This is a genomic window from Candidatus Methylopumilus planktonicus (assembly GCF_006364715.1).
GTDB classification, from domain to species: domain Bacteria; phylum Pseudomonadota; class Gammaproteobacteria; order Burkholderiales; family Methylophilaceae; genus Methylopumilus; species Methylopumilus planktonicus_A.
On record NZ_CP040984.1, the window covers coordinates 1,085,694 to 1,107,329 of the forward strand.

General features: G+C 38.7%; 20 protein-coding genes and 1 other RNA gene. 12 read left to right on the forward strand and 9 right to left on the reverse strand.

The genetic code is table 11. From position 1 onward, the window contains the following. Nucleotides 1-8 precede the first annotated feature (8 nt). The 4 genes from mraZ to rsmI form a co-directional block, all read right to left on the reverse strand. Entirely contained in the window at nt 9-455 is a 447-nt protein-coding gene (gene mraZ / locus FIT63_RS05670; protein WP_140006943.1) for a division/cell wall cluster transcriptional repressor MraZ, read from the reverse strand. Nucleotides 456-659: 204 nt separating this feature from the next. Continuing rightward, nucleotides 660-950, reverse strand: an RNA gene (gene rnpB, locus FIT63_RS05675) — RNase P RNA component class A. Nucleotides 951-1,031: 81 nt separating this feature from the next. Continuing rightward, nucleotides 1,032-2,069, reverse strand: coding sequence for a dihydroorotase (gene pyrC / locus FIT63_RS05680; RefSeq protein ID WP_140006944.1), 1,038 nt, complete (start codon nt 2,067-2,069; stop codon nt 1,032-1,034). After that, nucleotides 2,062-2,883: a 16S rRNA (cytidine(1402)-2'-O)-methyltransferase gene (rsmI, locus tag FIT63_RS05685; RefSeq protein ID WP_262982091.1), complete on the reverse strand. Its 822-nt coding sequence runs from the start codon at nt 2,881-2,883 to the stop codon at nt 2,062-2,064. Before rsmI ends, pyrC begins: the two co-directional genes overlap by 8 nt. 151 nt (nt 2,884-3,034) lie before the next feature. Here rsmI and FIT63_RS05690 point away from each other — a divergent pair, with 151 nt between their 5' ends. The 5 genes from FIT63_RS05690 to FIT63_RS05710 all read left to right on the forward strand — a co-directional run bounded on the left by FIT63_RS05690 (nt 3,035) and on the right by FIT63_RS05710 (nt 7,423). Next, complete coding sequence (locus tag FIT63_RS05690) at nt 3,035-3,604, forward strand: BON domain-containing protein (RefSeq protein WP_140006946.1); 570 nt, start codon at nt 3,035-3,037, stop codon at nt 3,602-3,604. Nucleotides 3,605-3,823: 219 nt separating this feature from the next. Further along, nucleotides 3,824-4,150, forward strand: a complete 327-nt coding sequence (gene trxA, locus FIT63_RS05695; protein WP_139868364.1) for a thioredoxin TrxA — start codon at nt 3,824-3,826, stop codon at nt 4,148-4,150. Nucleotides 4,151-4,206: 56 nt separating this feature from the next. Then, nucleotides 4,207-5,466, forward strand: a complete 1,260-nt coding sequence (gene rho / locus FIT63_RS05700; protein WP_140005677.1) for a transcription termination factor Rho — start codon at nt 4,207-4,209, stop codon at nt 5,464-5,466. A gap of 73 nt (nt 5,467-5,539) precedes the next feature. Next, entirely contained in the window at nt 5,540-5,740 is a 201-nt protein-coding gene (gene rpmE / locus FIT63_RS05705; protein WP_046488793.1) for a 50S ribosomal protein L31, read from the forward strand. A 51-nt stretch (nt 5,741-5,791) separates the two neighbouring features. Then, nucleotides 5,792-7,423, forward strand: a complete 1,632-nt coding sequence (locus FIT63_RS05710; RefSeq protein ID WP_140006947.1) for an ArnT family glycosyltransferase — start codon at nt 5,792-5,794, stop codon at nt 7,421-7,423. Nucleotides 7,424-7,427: 4 nt separating this feature from the next. Here the strand turns inward: FIT63_RS05710 and FIT63_RS05715 are convergent, their stop codons facing one another. From FIT63_RS05715 to FIT63_RS05735, 5 genes are read right to left on the reverse strand one after another with little or no spacing between them, the layout of a single operon-like run. Continuing rightward, nucleotides 7,428-7,640, reverse strand: a complete 213-nt coding sequence (locus FIT63_RS05715) for a formate dehydrogenase subunit delta (protein ID WP_140005679.1) — start codon at nt 7,638-7,640, stop codon at nt 7,428-7,430. Between the two features lie 2 nt (nt 7,641-7,642). After that, nucleotides 7,643-8,461: a formate dehydrogenase accessory sulfurtransferase FdhD gene (fdhD, locus tag FIT63_RS05720; protein ID WP_223259894.1), complete on the reverse strand. Its 819-nt coding sequence runs from the start codon at nt 8,459-8,461 to the stop codon at nt 7,643-7,645. 9 nt (nt 8,462-8,470) lie between these two features. After that, nucleotides 8,471-11,317, reverse strand: coding sequence for a formate dehydrogenase subunit alpha (gene fdhF, locus FIT63_RS05725; RefSeq protein WP_140006948.1), 2,847 nt, complete (start codon nt 11,315-11,317; stop codon nt 8,471-8,473). A 39-nt stretch (nt 11,318-11,356) separates the two neighbouring features. Next, nucleotides 11,357-12,910: a formate dehydrogenase beta subunit gene (locus tag FIT63_RS05730; RefSeq protein WP_140006949.1), complete on the reverse strand. Its 1,554-nt coding sequence runs from the start codon at nt 12,908-12,910 to the stop codon at nt 11,357-11,359. Beyond that, nucleotides 12,907-13,323 carry a formate dehydrogenase subunit gamma gene (locus FIT63_RS05735; RefSeq protein ID WP_140007170.1) on the reverse strand — a complete coding sequence of 139 codons (417 nt, stop codon included), beginning with the start codon at nt 13,321-13,323 and terminating at the stop codon, nt 12,907-12,909. The genes FIT63_RS05730 and FIT63_RS05735 overlap by 4 nt, the downstream gene beginning before the upstream one ends. Nucleotides 13,324-13,501: 178 nt before the next feature. Between FIT63_RS05735 and FIT63_RS05740 the strand changes: the two genes are divergently transcribed. The 7 genes from FIT63_RS05740 to lplT all read left to right on the forward strand — a co-directional run bounded on the left by FIT63_RS05740 (nt 13,502) and on the right by lplT (nt 21,634). Further along, nucleotides 13,502-15,625: a molybdopterin-containing oxidoreductase family protein gene (locus tag FIT63_RS05740; RefSeq protein WP_140006950.1), complete on the forward strand. Its 2,124-nt coding sequence runs from the start codon at nt 13,502-13,504 to the stop codon at nt 15,623-15,625. 5 nt (nt 15,626-15,630) lie between these two features. Next, on the forward strand, nt 15,631-16,641 hold the full coding sequence (gene moaA, locus FIT63_RS05745; protein WP_140006951.1) for a GTP 3',8-cyclase MoaA: 1,011 nt from the start codon (nt 15,631-15,633) through the stop codon (nt 16,639-16,641). 6 nt (nt 16,642-16,647) lie between these two features. After that, nucleotides 16,648-17,223, forward strand: a complete 576-nt coding sequence (gene mobA / locus FIT63_RS05750; protein WP_140006952.1) for a molybdenum cofactor guanylyltransferase MobA — start codon at nt 16,648-16,650, stop codon at nt 17,221-17,223. After that, nucleotides 17,220-18,497 (forward strand): molybdopterin molybdotransferase MoeA, encoded by a 1,278-nt coding sequence (moeA, locus tag FIT63_RS05755; protein ID WP_140006953.1) that lies wholly within the window; start codon nt 17,220-17,222, stop codon nt 18,495-18,497. The genes mobA and moeA overlap by 4 nt, the downstream gene beginning before the upstream one ends. Before the next feature lie 103 nt (nt 18,498-18,600). Beyond that, entirely contained in the window at nt 18,601-19,065 is a 465-nt protein-coding gene (locus tag FIT63_RS05760) for a peroxiredoxin (RefSeq protein WP_189342285.1), read from the forward strand. 6 nt (nt 19,066-19,071) lie between these two features. Further along, on the forward strand, nt 19,072-20,466 hold the full coding sequence (locus FIT63_RS05765) for a PhoH family protein (RefSeq protein ID WP_140006954.1): 1,395 nt from the start codon (nt 19,072-19,074) through the stop codon (nt 20,464-20,466). After that, complete coding sequence (lplT, locus tag FIT63_RS05770; protein ID WP_140006955.1) at nt 20,447-21,634, forward strand: lysophospholipid transporter LplT; 1,188 nt, start codon at nt 20,447-20,449, stop codon at nt 21,632-21,634. Before FIT63_RS05765 ends, lplT begins: the two co-directional genes overlap by 20 nt. The last annotated feature ends 2 nt before the right edge of the window (nt 21,635-21,636 follow it).

Here is a 21,636-nt window from a genome sequence, read left to right on the forward strand (position 1 = left end):
TTGCATCGTTAAAGAGAGAATCCTTCTAGTTCAATTGGCATAGCTGAAGCTTCTTGTTTTGTGGCTTGCTGCATCTGTTGATCCCAAGCTTCTTTATCCCAAAGTTCAAAATGACTTCCCTGCCCCACTAACATGGCTTGCTTGTCTACCTTTGCAAATTCTCTTAATACTTGAGATAGGAGTAATCGGCCTGCTGTATCTAGAGATATATCTTCTGCGTAACCCACGAGTAATCTTTGTAATGCACTCGATTTTTTATCAAAACTTGAAAGCGCCATGATCTTGGACTGAATAGGCTCCCAAGCCATTTGGGGGTAAATGAGTAAACATCCATGGGGGTGTGCTGTAATGACTAAATCACCTGAAGATTGGGTGAGCAAATCCTCTCTATGCTTTGTCGGCATTGCCATTCTGCCTTTAGCATCAATATTCAAGAGATTAGCGCCTCTAAACATAATTCCCGACCTAGTTATTTAATTCAAAAAAGTGGGAAATTACTAAATACCCTTAGTTCTACTTAGAAATTTCCCACAAAAAACCACTTTTTTCCACTAATGACACTATAGATAATAAAAAAGAGCTCTGCAAGCTCTTTTTTGAAGGTTTTTTCATATATGACAAGGGTTTGGACGGATAAAACTAGAAGATTTTTAAGAAAAAGTTGAAGCCAACCGATAAGCCGGGTTCTGTCGTGGACAGTCATTCATCTAGGCACATGATTACTCATGCACTCAAGCAGTCTACCCGGTAGCAACACGAGCCGTGCTATTACTACCCTATTTGACTTTGCTCCGAGTGGAGGTTACCGCGTTTCACCGTAACTAAATACGCTCGTCTCTGTGGCCCTATTCCTCGTTTCACAACGTACGGCCGTTAGCCGTCACTCCGCTCTGTGGAGCCCGGACTTTCCTCTCCTTGAGTTAACAAGCAGCGACTGTCTAGTCAGCTTCGCATAGATTTTAACACACCTATCAAATGTCACTTTTTGATGGATTTAACTGAAGAAGAATTCAATACCTAATCAAACTTTTCTAATACATTAAACGCCAAGCAATTTTTCTTCCAGCATATAGCGGAACAATAGCTTCATCACCTACAGTAATTTTTTCAGGAACAATCCAATCCTCTTTAACAAGTTTGATTGATGATTTATTTCTTTCTAGCCCATAGAAATCTGCGCCATAGAAACTCGCAAAACCTTCTAGTTTATCCAGTGCATCGAGCTCATCAAAGACCGCAGCATAGAGTTCAATAGCGCTTGCTGCAGAAAAAATACCTGCACAACCACAAGCATTTTCTTTTGTTGATTTTAAGTGAGGCGCACTGTCGGTACCTAAAAAGAATTTCGTATTGCCCGATGACACTGCATTTAAGAGAGCTTGTCGATGTATCTCTCTTTTTAAAACAGGAAGACAATAATGGTGAGGATTGATGCCACCTATAAACATATGATTTCTGTTTAATAAAAGATGTTGTGGAGTAATTGTAGCTGCCACTTTTTTTGAGCAACTTAAAATAAAATCAGTTGCATCTTTTGTAGTGATATGCTCCAACACAATTCTCAAATTTGGAAATGTCTTATGTAGCTTTAATAAATGTTGATCAATGAATACTTTTTCACGATCAAAAATATCAATTGCTGGGTCGACGACTTCGCCATGAAGTAAAAGTGGTATGTCTAATTTTTCCATGAGCTCAAACACATCGTACCGATCATCAATGTTTTTGACGCCCGAATCTGAATTAGTAGTGGCACCTGCTGGGTAATATTTAATACCTGCAATATGTTTATATTCAGGAATCTTTTTAATTTCTTCAAGTGAAGTTTTATCTGTGAGATATAAAGTCATCAGCGGCTGGAAGTGGCTATCACCTTTTAAAGCTTTTTTAATCCTGGACTCATATTGAATCGCTTGATCTACAGTTGTAATTGGTATTTTTAAATTGGGCATTACAAGCGCTCTTGCAAACTGCTTTGCGGTATAAGGCACAACAGATGCCATAAGTGCGTCGTCTCTTAAGTGCACATGAAAATCATCAGGGATAGTAATCGTTAAAGTTTTAGTCATCTTTTTTTATTTTCAAAGCTTCATCGTATAAATAATTTTTGTTGATGCTTAATATTTCTACACCTAATTTCACAGCTGCATTAGTTGGCATATGTTTGAGTAATATTTTTAATATTCTATGCTGATCTTCGCTCAGTAATTCATTTTTTTCATGATGCATAGGGGATACTAAAATCACAAATTCACCTTTTTGAAAATTACTATTACTTTCAATAATCTCTCTCACCTTTGAAACTTCGCCTCGATAAATGCTTTCGAAAGTTTTGGTGAGTTCTCGCGCCACTACAATATGATGTTTGTCCCCAAAAAAATCAGCCATATCATTCAAAGTTTTAATGATGCGGTGCGGAGCTTCGTAAAAAATTATAGGGCATGATTGCGTTTGAAGATTTTCAAACACTTTGATTCTTTGACTGCTCGTCGTCGGCAAAAATCCGTAAAAATGAAAGCTTGTATGTTCCATCCCTGAAACTGAATAGGCTGCTGTGAGAGCCGAAACCCCTGGAATAGGCACGACTTCAAAACCAGCAGCTGCTACCTCTTTGACAATAAGACCTCCAGGATCGCTAATATTAGGGGTGCCTGCATCTGATACCAACGCAATATGTTTGCCGTCTTTTAAATATTCAATGATTTTTTGTGCAGAAGCTTTTTCGTTATGCTGATGCACTGCAAACTGTTTTTTTTCAATGGAGAAATGAGACAAAAGACCTTGAGTATGTCTTGTATCTTCTGAAGCAATAAGATCAACTGATTTGAAAGTTTCAAGCGCTCTAAAAGTAATATCATTTAAATTGCCTATAGGAGTTGCCACTAGATACAATATTCCACTCATCATCAACGGCCCAATTATTTTTAAAACACTTAAAAACTCTCTATAAGTTGCTTACTCAATACCTCTTTAAAAGAGATATAATCATTTTGTCATATATCAATGCTAAGTTAATAAAACTTTAGAGGAAAACATGCTTAAACATCTCAAATTATTTTTTATTTCATTTTTCTTATTGCAACTCTTAGGATGCCCTGCTGCCATTATTGGCGGAGGCGCTATAGGTATTGATACTATGGCTGATCGAAGGACACCAGGTGTCATTCTTGAAGACTCTAATATTCAATTAAAAGCTTTTGCTGGCATTCAAAAACTCAAAGGTGACATTCATACGAATGTCACAAGTTATAACGGGCATGTGCTTGTATTAGGTCAAGTACCGAGCGAGGAAATTAAATCAACTATTACCGATCAGATTAAAGCGTTAGCTAACGTCAAATCCGTGATGAATGATCTTACGATTGGACCTGTGAATTCTTTATCAGAAAGAGCTGAAGATACTTTAATTACCTCCAATGTGAAGGCGCGTTTTTTCAAAGAAAATAAGGTTTCGCCTTTTTATGTCAAAGTCGTAACTGAAAATAAGGTGGTCTATCTTCTGGGCATTTTGAACGAAAAAGAGGCCAAAGAAGCTGAGGAAATTGCACAAAATACAAATAGAGTCATAAAAGTAGTGAAGGTTTTTGAATATATTAAAAACTAAGTTAAGTATTTATTTGTTAAGTTGTTGAAAATAAAAGACTATTAAACAGCTCGAGACTATCTTAAGCAAGGCCTTACACGCCATTTGATTTAATTAAAGATGTTGTTATAATGTTTTTCATAGTTTTTTCAAAATATTCAAGTTAGTTCTAAATTCCAAAATAAACTGCCCGTAACGCTAGCTAGCTTAATTACAGAACTAATCCATTTAAAGGTCATCATGAGTAAAAATATTATCCATTTATCAGACGCAACATTCGAAACTGAAGTGCTTCAATCCACTGTTCCTGTTCTTGTTGACTACTGGGCAGAGTGGTGTGGCCCTTGCAAAATGATTGCACCTATTCTTGATGAAATATGCAAAGACTACGATGGCAAATTAAAGATTGCAAAACTTAATATTGATGAAAATGCACAAACACCAGCTAAGTTTGGCATCAGAGGCATTCCTACCTTAATGATTTTTAAAAATGGCAATGTCGAAGCAACTAAAGTCGGCGCCTTATCAAAGTCCCAATTAACAACATTTATCGATAGCAACATCTAAACTTAACCCCTCCCCCTAAAGCCCCTCAACGCAACACTAATCGGAAAACCCCAAATATGCATTTATCTGAATTAAAACACCTCCCCATTGCGCAACTAGTAGAAATGGCAATCACGGACGAAATCGAAAATGCTAGCCGTATGAGGAAGCAAGATTTAATCTTCGCAATCTTAAAAAACAAAGCAAAAAAAGGGGATAGTATTTATGGGGATGGCACCTTAGAAGTATTGCAAGATGGGTTTGGATTCTTAAGATCACCTGATACTTCCTACCTTGCAGGGCCTGATGATATTTATGTGTCACCTTCACAAATTCGTCGTTTCAATCTTCATACTGGCGATACTATTCAAGGTGAAATTAGAACGCCTAAAGATGGGGAGCGTTACTTTGCGCTTGTAAAAGTAGATGAAGTTAACAATGAAGCGCCAGAAAACACAAAAAATAAAATTCTTTTTGAGAACTTAACGCCCTTATTCCCAACGATACCTCTCACACTTGAAAGAGATATTAGCGGCGAAGAAAATATTACAAGTCGTGTCATTGATATGATTGCTCCGATTGGGAGAGGTCAGCGCGGCTTGATTGTAGCGAGTCCTAAAAGCGGTAAGACTGTCATGATGCAAAATATTGCGCATGCCATTACATCAAATCATCCTGACGTATCTTTAATTGTGCTTCTAATTGATGAGAGACCAGAAGAAGTAACTGAAATGACGAGGTCTGTAAAAGGTGAAGTTGTTGCATCAACATTCGACGAGCCTGCTACACGTCACGTTCAAGTGGCTGAAATGGTTCTTGAAAAAGCGAAGCGCCTTGTCGAACATAAAAAAGATGTAGTAATTCTCTTGGATTCCATTACAAGGTTGGCAAGAGCTTACAACACGGTAATACCTTCATCCGGTAAAGTTCTTACCGGCGGCGTCGATGCCAATGCCCTTCAAAAACCAAAGCGTTTCTTTGGTGCAGCCCGTAATATTGAAGAAGGTGGCTCGCTCACGATCCTTGCAACAGCACTGATTGATACAGGCTCACGCATGGATGACGTGATTTACGAAGAATTTAAAGGTACCGGTAATATGGAAATTCACCTAGATCGTAAAATGGCTGAAAAAAGACTCTATCCAGCAATTAATGTGAATAAATCAGGCACCCGTAAGGAAGAGCTTCTTATCCCTAAAGATAATTTACAAAAAATATGGGTACTTAGAAAACTTCTACACCCTATGGATGACTTGGAAGCGATGGAATTCTTGCTAGACAAGATTAAAGCCACTAAAAATAATAATGACTTCTTTGACAGTATGCGAAGGGGTTAAGACGTAAAATTGATTGATTTTTGGTCCTAAATCATTGATAATACGCATCTATTGAATCAAAGTTGGAAAAATTATGAAAGCTGATACACACCCAAATTACTCTGAAATTAATATCACATGTAGCTGTGGTAATAAATTTAAAACACAATCAACAGTTGGAAAAGACATGAACATTGAAGTTTGCTCACAATGCCATCCTTTCTATACAGGTAAACAAAAGATTTTAGATACTGCAGGCCGTGTTGAGAAATTCAAACAAAAATATGGCATGTAAGGATTCATTCTTATATCAAAAGGCAGCATAGGCTGCCTTTTTTTTTAAAATATGCGATTTCAACTTGAACACGACTGGCAAGATAATATGGCCACCCCTAGAAGTCGTTTGGGTGAGCGTGCCAAAATTCATTCTTTTGTCGTTTTATGTATTATTTGGGTATTTGCAGGGCTCTTTGGCCATGCGCCTTGGAAGGGCTATGAAACACAAAGTATCAGTGCGATTCATGCAGTACTGAATGGTCATTTATTGGCACCTCTGGCTGCCAGTGAAGATACACTTATCAATCCACCCCTTTACTATTGGACAGGGGCCATCTTTGGCAAACTTTTCACACCTTTAATTTCCCTTCATGACGCGAGCAGGATGATCAATGCTTTGTGGATGGGGCTTACCATTCTGATGATAGGTATGCTGAATCGAGAGTTATGGGGCATCGGCTTTGGAAGACAAGCGGCTCTCATTTTTATAGGGTCAGTGGGCCTCATATTTAATGTGCATACGCTCATGCCTGGTATTGCAACATTAACAGGCCTCACCATGGCATTTTATGGCTTAGCCCTTTCTAAAAGACGCCCTTTTAGATCCGCCATACTTTTAGGTTTTGGTTTGGGCGTGAGCTTTTTATCAGGCGGGATTGTACCGCTTCTTATTCCTATACTTTCAGCTCTTCTCTTACCTACACTTTTTCAATTATGGCGAACACGTCGCTATGCTCTAGTTCTAAGTTTAAGTCTTCTTGTGAGCCTGCCTTTTTTAATTATATGGCCAACACTTCTATGGTGGAATCAACACGACATATTTATGAAATGGATTAACCATTTCAAATTATTTCCAGTACAAAATTATATTTTTTATATGAAAAATCTTTCCTGGTTTACTTGGCCAGCTCTCCCTCTTGCAATCTGGGGCCTATGGAAATTTAGAGGCAAGATATGGTCTCAACCTAAATTTCAATTACCAATTATCTTTTTTGTATCTACATTTATTCTTACTGCTTCTTGTGCGAAAACAAACCAAGCATTCTTAATGCCATTTCTAATTCCGCTATCAACAATTGCAGCAGGTAGTATTGAAAATTTAAGAAGAGGTGCTGCAAGCGCACTTAACTGGTTTGGCATCATTTTATTTTCAACCATTCTTTTCCTTATTTGGCTAGGCTGGAATGCCATGCTCACAGGCTTTCCTAAAAAAACATATGAGCGTATGCAATTTTTAGCACAAACCAACGAGTCACATTTCAACATTTTTATTTTAATTATTGCGATACTTTTGACGCTGGTTTGGATTTTTTCTTTGGTTAAAACAAGAATTACAAATCGCTCATGCACTACGAATTGGTCTATTGGTCTCACTGTGAGTTGGGCGCTCCTTATGGCTTTATGGCTTCCCTGGATTAATCATAAAAAAGATTTCAGTCCACTTTTTTTATCTATGGGGAAAGTAATGCAAGATAAAACTTGTCTCACGACACACAACATCAATAACGCACAAATTGATTTGATTGATTATTACTTAAATATAAAGTCGACCAGAGAAGGTGACCGAGGCAATTGTAATTATTTACTTATTTATCAATTGCACAAAAAAGATCTTCCGCCGATTAGTGAGAATTGGAAATTGGTTTGGAATGAGAGACAGCCGGGCGATAAAAATAATTACAAATTATTTTATAAAGAGTAAAAACTCAAAGATGCTTTTGGATTGCATCAATCACAATCACTTCTAGACCTTTTCCCGCATTTTTTGCGACATGTTCTTTAATTTGATTACGCATAGGTGGTGCCCAAAATTTAGTTAGATGATTTGCAATCTCTTCTTTCGCTTTTCCTTGGTCCGGATAGGATTTAAAAAAAGAACCAATTTGGTTAGCCATCGTGACAAGCTGATCAATATTCATAATTAATTTTTTGTAACTCTTTCAGTATAAGTATAAATCACATAATGAGGAGCTCTTGCAAAGCCAATCAAACATAGCCCATATTTTAATGCAGATCGAATCGCAAGTCCCGTGGGGGCTGATATTGCAATCAGAGTTGATGCGCCTAACATCACTGTTTTTTGAACCATCTCATAACTCGCACGACTTGTAGTAATCACAAAGCCTTTATCATTAAAGCTTTTCTTTTGAAGGGCTCCAATTAGCTTATCTAAAGCATTATGTCGGCCTACATCTTCACGTACCAATTGAATTTCGCCCTGCTCATTTGCCCATGCGCATGCATGTGTGGCACCTGTTTTTTTTTGGAGCGATTGAGTTGCATGAAGCGTGTCGAGTGCTTTTATTATTGCACTCTCTTTAATGGTTAAAGTGTTATCTATCTTTTTTTCAGGTAGTCTTAAGGCTTGATCTAAATTTTCAGCACCACATAAACCACACCCAGTTCGACCAAGAAGATTTCTACGTTTATCTTTTAATATTTGGAAACGCGCTGATGCAATTTCAATTTGAAGTTCAATACCCTTTGGCTGATGAATGACTTCAATACCATAAATATCACTTTTATTTTCAACAATGCCTTCTGAAAAAGAAAACCCTAAAGCAAAATCTTCAAGGTCTGAGGGGGAGGCTAGCATCACGGCATGTGATATGCCGTTATAGACGAATGCAATCGGCACTTCTTCCGCAATGTCATCTTTTTCCATTGCTTTTGCATTACTTTTTAAGACTTCATAAGTCTTAAAACTATGTTCTGTGTCAATAAAAAGATCTTGTGCCACTTGTTAAATCTAATGAATTTTTAATTCTTTAGATTTACCTGCAAATTCAATTTGCTCTTCACTAAAATGTTGGTATTGTTTTTGCCAATCAGATAATTGTGTCACTTTATTTACCTGCACGGCTGTCACTTTAAATTCAGGGCAGTTTGTTGCCCAATCTGAATTATCCGTCGTGATGACGTTAGCACCTGATTCAGGATGATGGAATGTAGTGTAAATCACGCCAGGTTGAACACGGTCTGTAATTTGAGCCCTTAATACAGTCTCGCCTGATCGGCTCACAACACCAACCCAATCGCCTGATTTAATAGCTCTTTCTTCAGCATCATGTGGATGAATTTCAACTAAATCTTCTTCATGCCACGCTGTATTTTTCGTTCTTCTTGTCTGAGCACCTACATTATATTGAGAGAGTATTCTGCCCGTCGTTAGAATAAGCGGATATTTCGGCGTCACTTTTTCTGAAGTGGGCACATATTCAGTAATAATAAATTTACCTTTGCCGCGCACGAATTCATCAATATGCATTGTCGGTGTACCGAGAGGATGCACATCATTACAAGGCCATTGAATACTTCCTAATTCATCTAACTTCTTATAACTCACACCGCTAAATGTCGGGGTGAGATTTGCAATCTCATCCATGATGTCTGATGCGTGGCTATAGTCCATTTTGTAACCTAGCGCATTAGAAAGCATCTGTGTGATCTCCCAATCTTCATATCCATTCTTAGGGGACATTACTTTTCTCACTCTAGAAATACGTCTTTCAGCATTTGTAAATGTGCCATTCTTTTCTAAGAATGAAGAGCCTGGTAAGAATACGTGCGCATACATCGCAGTTTCATTTAAAAATAAATCTTGCACAATGACACACTCCATCGACTCCAATGCATGTGTTACATGCTGCGTATTAGGATCTGATTGTGCGATGTCTTCACCTTCACAATACAGCGCTTTAAATTGTCCTTCGATCGCGACATCTAACATATTAGGAATTCTTAAACCGGGTTCATTTTGTAATTTAACATCCCATGCTTTTTCAAATAGAGCCAAAGTCGCTTTATCAGATACATGTCGGTAACCTGGGAATTCATGAGGAAACGATCCCATGTCGCAAGCACCTTGAACATTATTTTGTCCTCTTAAAGGGTTAACTCCTACACCCTCTCGGCCAATGTTACCAGTCAACATAGCAAGATTAGCAATGCCCATAACCATCGTTGAACCTTGGCTATGTTCAGTTACGCCTAATCCATAATAAATCGCAGCATTTCCACCTTTAGCAAAAAGTTTTGCAGCATCTCTTACATCTTTAGCATCCACACCAGTAAATTCACTCATCGCTTCAGGTGAATTTTCAGGCTTAATAATAAAATCTTTCCATGCTTTAAATGCATCGTCTTCACAACGCGATTTAATGAAAGAATCATCCATGAGTTTTTCAGTGACAATCGTGTGAGCTAATGCATTCACGATAGCAACGTTGGAACCAGGCTTAAGTTTTAAATGATAGTCAGCTTTAATGTGAGGCGAGCTATCGACAAGATCAATAGCGCGAGGATCAACAATGATAAGCTTGGCACCTTCTCTTAAGCGTCTTTTCATTTGTGATGCAAATACAGGATGGCCATCTGTTGGGTTAGCTCCAATAATCATAATCACATCTGAATGCATAACTGAATCAAAATTTTGCGTACCTGCAGACTCGCCAAGTGTTTGCTTAAGTCCGTAACCTGTAGGTGAATGACATACACGTGCGCAAGTATCAATATTATTATTACCTAATGCTGCACGGACTAATTTTTGTACTACATAAACTTCTTCATTCGTACAACGTGAAGATGAGATAGCACCCACTGAATCACGTCCATATTTCTTTTGGATACGCTGCATTTCACTTGCTGCATAATTTATAGCAACATCCCATGTGACTTTTTCCCAAGGATCATGAATACTTTTACGAATCATAGGTGTCGTAATGCGATCTTTATGTGTCGCGTATCCCCAAGCAAATCTTCCCTTAACACACGAATGTCCATGATTGGCACCGCCATCTTTATTGGGTGTCATACGAACTACTTCTTCGCCTTTCATTTCAGCATGAAATGAACAGCCTACACCGCAGTATGCGCAAGTTGTGGTGACGCTATGTTCTGGAACGCCTGCTTCGATAATCGTATTTTCAATGAGGGTTGCCGTTGGGCACGCTTGCACACATGCACCGCATGAGACGCATTCTGAATCTTTAAAATCTTTATTACCGGCTGATACTTTGGAATCAAAACCTCGACCTTGAATGGTGAGGGCATAAGTACCTTGAACTTCTTCACACGCTCTAACACATCTTGAACATACAATGCATTTAGACGGATCAAAAGTAAAATATGGATTCGAAGTATCTTTTTCGCTCTTTAAATGATTTTTACCTTCGTAGCCATAACGTACATCTCTTAAACCGACAGCGCCTGCCATGTCTTGAAGTTCACAGTCACCATTTGTTGCACAAGTTAAACAATCCAAGGGATGGTCTGAAATATAGAGTTCCATAACACCGCGTCTAATATCAGCAAGTTTAGGCGTTTGTGTACGTACCCTAATACCTTCAGCGACCGGCGTAGTGCATGAGGCTGGATAACCGCGACGACCTTCAATTTCGACCAAGCAAAGACGACATGAGCCAAAGGGTTCCAGGTTGTCTGTAGCACATAACTTAGGCACAGTGACCCCTGAAATAGAGGCTGCATGCATGATGGACGTCCCTTCAGGCACCGAGACAGATACGCCATCAATGGTTAACTGAATAGTCTTGTCTGAAGTTCTTTTGGGCGTTCCAAAATCTTTTACATCATCCATATATTGTCTCGAAATAAATCATTAAATCAGCCTGTTAGTCTATGCCTTGGTCTCTTTTACATCAACCCCAAAGTCTTTAGGGAAATGATTTAAAGCACTTAACACAGGGTAGGGCGTCATCCCGCCTAACGCACATAAAGAGCCATTAAACATCGTGTCTGAAAGGTCTCGAATTAATGTGGTATGTTTTTCAACATCTTTACCCGCGAGAATATGGTCCATCACTTCCACGCCACGAGTGGAACCTACGCGACAAGGGGTACATTTTCCGCAAGATTCAATTGCACAAAAATCAAAGGCATAACGCGCCATCTTTGCCATATTGACTGTCTCGTCAAACGCTACAATACCGCCATGGCCTAAAATGGCCCAAATTTCAGAAAATTTTTCATAGTCGAGTGGCGTATCAAATTGAGACTCGGGCAAATAAGCGCCCAAAGGTCCGCCAACTTGCACCGCTTTAATTGGCTTGCCTGATAAAGACCCCCCACCAAAATCATATAAAAGTTCTCTTAAGGTGACACCAAAAGCTTTTTCAACAAGCCCTGTCCTTTTTAAATTACCGGCGAGCTGAATAGGAAGTGTGCCTCGAGATTTGCCCATACCAAAATCTTGGTAATACTTAGCACCCTTCGCCAAAATAATCGGAACAGTGGCTAATGAAATCACGTTATTGACTGCGGTAGGCTTACCGAATAAACCTTCGATTGCAGGGAGGGGTGGTTTAAATCTAACCAGTCCTCTTTTGCCTTCCAAACTTTCTAGCAGCGAAGTTTCTTCGCCACAAATATATGCGCCTGCTGCACGTCTGACTTCTAAATGGAATGTATGACCACTCTTTAAAACATCATCGCCTAAATAACCTGCGCTTTTAGCTTTTTCTATAGCTTCATTTAAAGTTTTTAATGCGTGAGGATATTCAGAACGTAAATAGATATAACCTTGTGAAGCACCTACTGCAAGGCCTGCAATGATCATCCCTTCAATGAGTACGAAAGGATCGCCTTCCATAATCATCCGATCTGAATAGGTTCCAGAATCACCTTCATCTGCATTACAGACAATATATTTTTGTGTCGCTTTGGCATCTAAAACTGTTTTCCATTTAATACCCGTCGGAAAAGCAGCGCCACCTCGGCCTCGCAAACCAGAATCTGTCACTGTCTGAACAATCGCTTGTGGATCTAAATTCAGTGCATTTTTTAAACCTTCGAATCCGTCATGCTCAATGTATTGATCAATGTTAGTGGGTTCAGTGATACCCATGCGTGCAAAAGTTAAGCGTTCTTGTTTTTTTAACCAATCGATTTCTGATACAAGACCTAATGCAAGAGGATGCTTAGCGCCTTTAATAAAATCTGCGTCAAATAGTGATTTCACATCATTTGGATTGATAGGGCCAAAACCTATGCGACCTTGAACTGTTTCCACTTCAACCAATGTTTCTAACCAAAATAATCCACGTGAACTATTTCGTACGATTTGAATATCTAGTTTTCTAGCTTGGGCTTCTTTTGCTATCGCTGCTGCAACTTGATCTGCGCCAAGGGATAATGCTGCGGAATCTTTCGATATAAAAATTTTAATACTCATGATGCGCGCTTTAAATCTGAAATAAGTTGATCTATTTTTTTACTATCTACGCGTCCATAAACCTCTTCATCGATCATCACTGAAGGAGAGCATGCACAGTTCCCTAAACAATAAATGGGTTCTAAGGTAATTGCGCCATCAGATGTGGTTTCATGAAAATCAATACCAAGATGCTTTTTAATATGCAATTCAAGCATCTCACTTCCCATTGCCTGGCAAGATTCTGCGCGACAAACTTGCAGGATATGACGGCCGGGTTTGTTCGATCTAAAATGATGGTAAAAAGTCACAACACCATGGACTTCTGCAACTGACAAACTAAGTGCGCTGGAAATTAAAGGGTAGGCGATTTCTGGCACAAACCCTAAGTCGTCCTGGATAGCATGTAAAAGGGGCAATAAAGCGCCAGGCATAAATTGATACTGCAAAATATGCTGATTAATGATCTTATAGTCCTGAGGATTTAAGACAAAGTCTTCCAAAAATATCTCCAGATTTTTTCCTGAACGCTTGCTTCAATAGCAGATAATAGTATTATAAATTACCAAGATGTTTTTCACTTAAATAATTTCATGATTGAGGAGCTGAAAGATGGAAACACAAAAAGAAAGCACATATTTTCATGGGGGCTGTCCTCATGACTGTCCTGACACTTGCTCAATGGTTTATGAGGTACAAGACAGTAAACTCATAGGCGTCAAGGGCAATGTGGATCATCCAATGACGCGTGGCGGACTGTGTGTAAAACTTCAAGATTATGAAAAACGTCACTACCATCCAGATCGCCTTCTATACCCTATGAAACGAATTGGTCCGAAGGGAACAAAACAATTTCAAAGAATTTCCTGGGATGAAGCGCTTGATACCATAACTGATAAATGGCAATCCATTATCAAAGAATTTGGTTCGGAAGCTATTATGCCCAACAGCTACTTAGGCAATCAAGGTTTGGTGCATGGCATGAACGGAGGGGACTCTTTCTTTGCCCGATTAGGAGCAACTGTGACTGAAAGAACATTCTGTGGGGAGGGTTCGGCCACGGCTTGGTTGCTAACTCTTGGCCCCACTGCGGGTGTAGACCCAGAGAGCTTTATTCATTCTAAATTTATTATTATTTGGGCTTGTAATTCAGTAAGCACCAATATCCATCATTGGCATATTGTCAAAGAAGCGCAAAAAAAAGGCTCGAAGGTTGTAGTCATTGACGCTTATGCTTCAAGAACTGCTAAAGAAGCAGATTGGCATATCTGTCCTAAGCCTGGAACTGACGGTGCTTTGGCGATGGCAATGATGCATGTCATTATTGAAGAAGGATTGGTTGATCAGGATTATGTAGATAAATACACAGTGGGCTTCCCTGAATTAGCAGAATTAGCAAAAAAAAGGAGCCCTGAGTGGGCAGAAGAAATCACAGGCGTCTTAGCGAATGATATTCGAAAATTAGCCAGAGAATATGCATCGACCCAACCATCCGCTATCAGAATTGGTGTAGCTCTTGAAAAAAGCTGGGGCGGCGGTCAGGCCATTAGGGCCGTTGCATCCCTTCCTGCTCTGACTGGAGCTTGGCGTCATGTCGGTGGGGGCATCCTTCAATTCCCAGTATGGGAACAGCCTTACAAATTTGATGTAATTTGCAGGCCTGACTTAATTCCTGAAGGAACACAGGTGGTTAATAATCTTCAGCTAGGACGCGTTTTAACAGGTGAGCAAAAACTCAAAGTGCCTATCAAGTCAATGATGTGTTGGAACACAAACCCTGTGACGCAATCAACAGAAAGCGAAAAAATATTAGAGGGCTTGAAGCGCGAAGATCTATTTCTTGTCTCTGCAGAGCATTTTATTTCTGATACTGCTGCCTATGCCGATATTCTTCTTCCCGCATCCATGGGAGCAGAACAAGAAGATATCATTTTATCTTGGGGTCATTTATACCTCACCTACAATACAAAATGTATTGAGTCCCCAGGTGAAGCAGTACCAAATTATGAAATTTTTAGACGTCTTGCTAAAAGATTTGGTTTTAAAGAAGAATGTTTTAAATGGTCTGACAGTGAATGTCTTGAACATTATATTGATTGGAATTCACCAGCCTGCAAGGGTATTGATTTAGACTATTTGAAAAAAAATGGTTATGCGAGAATTAATGTCGGAACAAAAGATAATCGAGCTCCTCATAAAGAAGGAAAATTTCCAACACCATCCGGTAAATGTGAATTTAGAATAGTTGGGGCTAAGAATTTTGTTGCGGGGCCGTTCAGACAAATGTACGAGGCTTTTCAGCCAGGCGATGATATTCCTGAATTACCTGATTATGTACCCTCAAAAGAAACAGCATCAGCAAATCCTGCCTTAGCTAAAAAATATCCATTAAATATTTTGGCGCCAAAAAGTCATGGCTTCATTAATTCGAGTTATGCCAATATTGAAAATAAACTTAAGGCTCAAGGAGAACAGTTTGTGATGATTCATCCACTGGATGCCGAAGAAAGAGGTATTAAACATGGTGATCGAGCCAAAGTCTTTAATGATCGAGGCTTTTTTGAAGCTGTATCGAAAGTAACGACTGACGTTAATAAAGGTATCGTAGTTACAACCTTAGGTTACTGGAGACAGTTAAATAATGGGGTTGTCAATTCAGTGAGTTCCAATGCTTTTGGTGACATGGGAAACTCACCAACGTCTCATGATTGTTTAGTCGAAGTTCAATTGGCCTGATTAAATTGTCGTCGCAGAATATTCCTCCTCTTAGATTAATAGATCAATTTAATCGAAAGATTAATTATCTTCGTTTATCCATTACCGATCGATGCGATTTTCGATGTGTGTATTGTATGAGCGAGGATATGAAATTTTTGCCTCGCGATGAAGTTCTCTCACTCGAAGAGTCTGCAAGAATTATAAGAATATTCGCTTCTCTTGGCGTCACAAAAGTGCGAATCACAGGCGGAGAGCCCTTAGTTAGAAAAAATATTTCCTGGCTTTTTCATGAAATATCAACTATTCAACCTCTAAAAGAAATTGTCATAACAACTAATGGCAGTCAGTTAGCACAGCATGCGCATATGCTCAAAATGTCTCAGGTTAAACGTATCAATATTAGCCTTGATAGTCTTGACCCCGTTCTTTTCAAAAAAATCACGCGCACGGGCGACTTAAATAAAGTGATGCTTGGTATTGATGAGGCTATCAAAGAAGGTTTTTCGAATCTCAAACTTAATACCGTTTTAATGAAAGGTATCAATGATCACGAAGCAATCGATTTAGTTAACTTTGCGTTACATAAAAAGATGGATATTTCTTTTATTGAAGAAATGCCTTTGGGTGATATTGACCATAAAAGAAAAGATACTTTCATCAGCAATAACGAAGTCTTAAAAAAATTACAGGTTCATTTTAATTTAATCCCTACCACTTTCTCCTCTGGTGGCCCTGCTAAATATTGGCAAATTGCAAATCAATCTACTAAGATTGGTTTTATCTCTCCTCACAGCCATAATTTTTGCGACACATGCAATCGCGTTAGGGTTTCATCTAAGGGCGAATTATTTTTATGCTTAGGACAGGAAGAAAAGATTGAGCTTATGCCTCTTTTACGTCAGTATCCAGATGAAGACTGGCCTATCCAAAAAGCCATTATAGAAAGCATGACCATCAAACCAGAAGCGCACGACTTTAATCTTGATACAACCAAACCTGCTGTAGTGCGATTTATGTCGCATACCGGAGGGTAAATTCACGTGAATCACTCTGTCACTGTGGTCATTTTAGCCGGTGGCCAATCAAAACGTATGCAGGTTCAAAATAAAGCGACTGTTTTATTTGAAGGCAAACCTTTAATAACTCATGTCATTGATCGCATGAAGACTCAGACAAAACATACCGTCATCAACACACATCGAAATCAAAAAGATTTTGAAATATTTCATTTACCTCTCATTGATGACATATTAGATATTCAGGAGGGTCCACTTTTGGGAATCTTAACCAGCCTTCAAGCAATCAAAACTGATTGGATACAATTTGTACCCTGCGATACGCCGAATCTACCAAGCAATCTCATTGCAATCTTAATGAAAGAAGTCGAAGCTGAAAAAACTTTAGTTGCGGTGCCTGAAACTTCTGATGGCTTACAATCAACTTGTCTTTTATGTCACTCATCAACATTAAACAATCTTCAGATTTTTTTTAATCAAGGGGGACGGAAAATTGAAGACTGGATTCGTCAGTTAGCTTTTTCAATTGTGCAGTTTAATGATAAGTCGCAATTTTTAAATGTAAATACTCAAGAAGAATTGAAAAAAGCATATTCATGAAAAAAGATATTCATTTAAGTGATTTAATTTCGGACTCCAGCATGGTAGATGATTACGATCCTAATGCGATGTCTGTTGAAAAAGCCAAAGCTTGGATTGCTAATTTTTTAAATCCCATCGATCAAAAAGAAACGATACATATTAAAGATGCGCTCAATCGTATAGTTGCTGAACCTATCATAGCAACAATGAATGTGCCTAATCATGACAATTCAGCAATGGATGGTTATGCCATAAATATAGATTTACTTAACGATCATGGGCCCTTCAAACTCAAGGTTACGGGCAAACTTTTTGCAGGGAACGTACTAGACGGAAATATAGAAGGAGCTGTGCGCATTATGACCGGAGCAATAATTCCTTCTGGATTAAATGCTGTCATTCCTCAAGAGCATGTTGAACTCTATGAAGGCGTTATTACATTTAAAACAAAACCTCTTACAAATCAAAATATTCGCCGTACGGGCGAAGATATTAAAAGGGGGCAAACCGTATTTCAAAATGGCCGGTTCCTAGAGCCTTGCGATTTAGGCCTACTTGCCTCGTTAGGTATAGATTCGATTAAAGTTTACCGAAAAATTAAAGTAGCTTTTTTTTCTACGGGCGACGAAATTATTTCACTCGGTAAATCTTTGCTACCTGGCCAAGTCTATGATAGCAATCGCTACAGCCTCATTGGTTTATTAAAACGTCTTGATGTAGACATGCTCGATTTTGGGGTTATCCCTGACGATAAAAAAGCTATTGAAGAAACATTGCTCAAGGCCAGCAACATCGCTGATATTGTAGTTACCACAGGAGGCGTTTCTGTGGGTGAAGCTGACTTCATGAAAGACATCTTAAAAAAAATAGGTGAAATTTTATTTTGGAAAATCTCTATGAAACCAGGCAAGCCGCTAGCTTATGGAAAAATTGGTCAGTGCCACTATTTTGGGCTTCCGGGAAATCCTGTATCGACGATGGTTACTTTTTATCAATTTGTAAGAGAGGCTATTCTGTCCTTATCTGGCCAAACTCCCATCCCTAAAATACCACTCATTAAAGCAAAGCTTCTAGGGCCCATTAAAAAAATTCCCGGTCGAACAGAATTTCAAAGAGGCGTTTTTGAGCAAGATGATCAAGGTACATTTAAAGTAAATCCTTTAAAAGATCAAGGGTCGGGTATTTTAAGATCCATGAGCGAAGCTAATTGCTTTATTTTACTTCATGAAGATCTCGCTCATTTAGAAAAAGATATGTGGGTCGATATTCAATTATTTGATAGTCTCTTTTAAGTTTTTATCACTACAATTTTATTCACACGAAAGTTCCTTAAACGTTTAAATATTTTTCTAAAATCCCATCACTTTTTTATTAAAAATCGCTTAATATAGATACGTGGAAATCAATAAAAAAGTACCCTTATTTAAGCTTCCTGGCACCAGTGATCTTCAATTTAATCTATCGGATTACAAAGGTCGTTTTCTCGTTATTTATTTTTACCCTAAAGATGCAACCCCAGGCTGTACAACGCAAGGCGTTGACTTTAGAGATGCTTATAAAAAATTTCAGGCACTTGATACAGAGATATTTGGTATTTCTCGCGACACATTAAAGTCCCACGAAAACTTCAAGGCAAAATTTACATTTCCCTTTGAACTTTTAAGTGATGAGGAAGAAAAAGCATGCGAATTATTCGGTGTCATAAAAATGAAAAATATGTATGGTAAACAGGTAAGAGGTATTGAACGAAGTACATTTGTAATTGATCCAGATGGTAAATTGATTCAGGCTTGGCGAGGCGTCAAAGTCGAAGGTCACATCAAAGAAGTTTTGCAATTTATTAAACAACACAACTCTTAAGTAACTATGGCCAAAAAAAATAGTACGACCAAACTTTTTGTATTAGATACCAATGTATTAATGCACGACCCTTCAAGTATTTTCCGATTTGAAGAACATGATATTTACCTTCCTATGGTGACCTTGGAAGAGTTAGACAATAATAAAAAAGGCGTCAGTGAAGTTGCCCGCAACGCAAGACAAACGAGTCGCAATTTAGAAGAGATTATAGGTACCAATGAAGAAAGTTTAGAAAAGGGTCGTTCACTTGGTATCAAAGGCAACACACATGTCACAGGTAAACTTTTCTTACAAACGACAGCTCTTCCTCATGACTTACCGATGCTCGCTGGTAGCAAAGCAGACAATCAAATTTTAGGGATCGTTGCATATCTCAAAAAAGAACACCCTGATCGCCAAGTCATTCTCGTCAGTAAAGATATCAATATTCGAATTAAAGCGAGAGCCTTAGGCATTGCTGCTGAAGATTATTTTAATGATAAGGTGCTTGAAGATACCGAGATGCTCTACACCGGCATCACTGAGCTTCCAGAAGATTTTTGGGAGAAGCACAGTAAAGATATGGAATCATGGCAAGAACATGGAAAAATGTTTTATCGGCTGACAGGACCTATGTGTCTTAATTTCTCAGTCAATGAATTTATTTTTTACGAATTCGATAAACCCTTCCACGCTATAGTTAGAAAAATTACCGGTAAAACAGCGACACTCGAAGTCATTAAAGATTTTATTAATGGCAAACATAATATCTGGGGTATTAACGCTAGAAATCGAGAACAAAATTTTGCATTAAATCTTCTCATGGATCCTGATATTGATTTTGTGACCCTTCTGGGTCAGGCGGGTACAGGTAAGACGCTCCTTACACTTGCTGCAGGGTTAGCGCAAACACTTGATAAAAAAATCTACAATGAAATTATTATGACGCGTGTCACGGTTCCTGTAGGCGAAGATATTGGCTTCTTACCGGGTACTGAGGAAGAAAAGATGACACCATGGATGGGCGCACTAGAAGATAACTTAGATGTACTTAATAAAACAGATGAAGAAGCAGGCGAATGGGGAAGAGCTGCGACACAGGATCTTATTCGCTCACGTATCAAAGTAAAATCACTTAATTTTATGCGAGGCAGGACATTCCTTCATAAATATCTCATTATTGATGAAGCACAAAATTTAACGCCTAAACAAATGAAAACGCTTATTACGCGGGCAGGTCCGGGGACTAAGGTTGTATGCCTGGGCAATATTGCGCAAATTGATACACCCTATTTAACTGAAGGTAGCTCAGGCTTAACTTATGTCGTCGATCGCTTTAAAGGTTGGGATCATAACGGTCACATTACCCTTGTGCGCGGTGAACGCTCTCGCTTAGCTGATTATGCTGCTGAAACACTTTAACCTAAATGTTTCAAAAGGTTTTGTTCCTTTACTGATTGCACAGTTTTTGTCAGCACTTGCTGACAATGCGCTTTTATTTGCAGCTATTGCATTACTCGCACAACTCAATTCCCCTCATTGGCACCAGCCTCTCCTGCTTCAATTTTTTGTGATCTCTTATATTATTTTAGCGCCCTTCGTAGGTGGCATCGCAGACGCTTACCCTAAAGGTCGTGTCATGTTTTATTCCAATGCTATTAAATTTATTGGGAGCTTATCTATGTTGCTGGGTATGCAGCCCCTTTATGCATATGCGATTGTAGGCGTAGGGGCTGCAGCTTACTCGCCTGCAAAATATGGTATTTTGACTGAGCTTCTGCCGCCTAAAGAACTTGTCATGGCAAATGGATGGATGGAAGGTTCAACAGTCTTCGCAATTATTTTAGGGTCCATTATTGGGGGTGCGCTCGCTCAATTTGATCCTCTTGTTGCCATCATTATAATTACAGGACTTTATTTGCTTGCGGCTGTTTTTAATCGTTACATTCCATTATTTCCTATTGATCATAAACTGACAAAAAAGAATCCTCTATTTATGGTAAAAGATTTCTGGCATGCATTTAAAGTATTATGGAAAGATCCTGAAGGTCAGTTATCACTTGCAGTGACCACCCTCTTCTGGGGTGCTGGTGCTTCATTAAGATTGATTGTCATTGCATGGGCAAGCTATGCATTGCAATTTAATTTAGAAGAGGCAACACGCTTAACGGCTATGGTTGCTTTTGGAATTGCCATTGGATCAGTCATAGCAGCTCGCTATATCAGTCTTAAGGATTCAGTGAGAGTTCTTCCAGCCGGCATTCTTATGGGTGGCTTTGTGATGACTATGGTTGTGATCCATGATTGGCATATTGCGGCTCTTATCTTTTTACTGATTGGCGCATTAAGTGGATTCTTTATTGTTCCATTGAATGCACTCCTTCAACATCGAGGCCATTTACTTATTGGTGCAGGCCACTCTATTGCTGTACAAAACTTTAATGAAAATATTGGAATTCTTTTATTAAGTGGCACTTACACTTGGATGGTAAGAGAAGAATTTTCTATTAATACTATTATTATTCTTTTAGGTTTGTTTGTAAGTATCACGATGCTTGCAATCTATAAGCATTACAAAAAAATAATATAAAA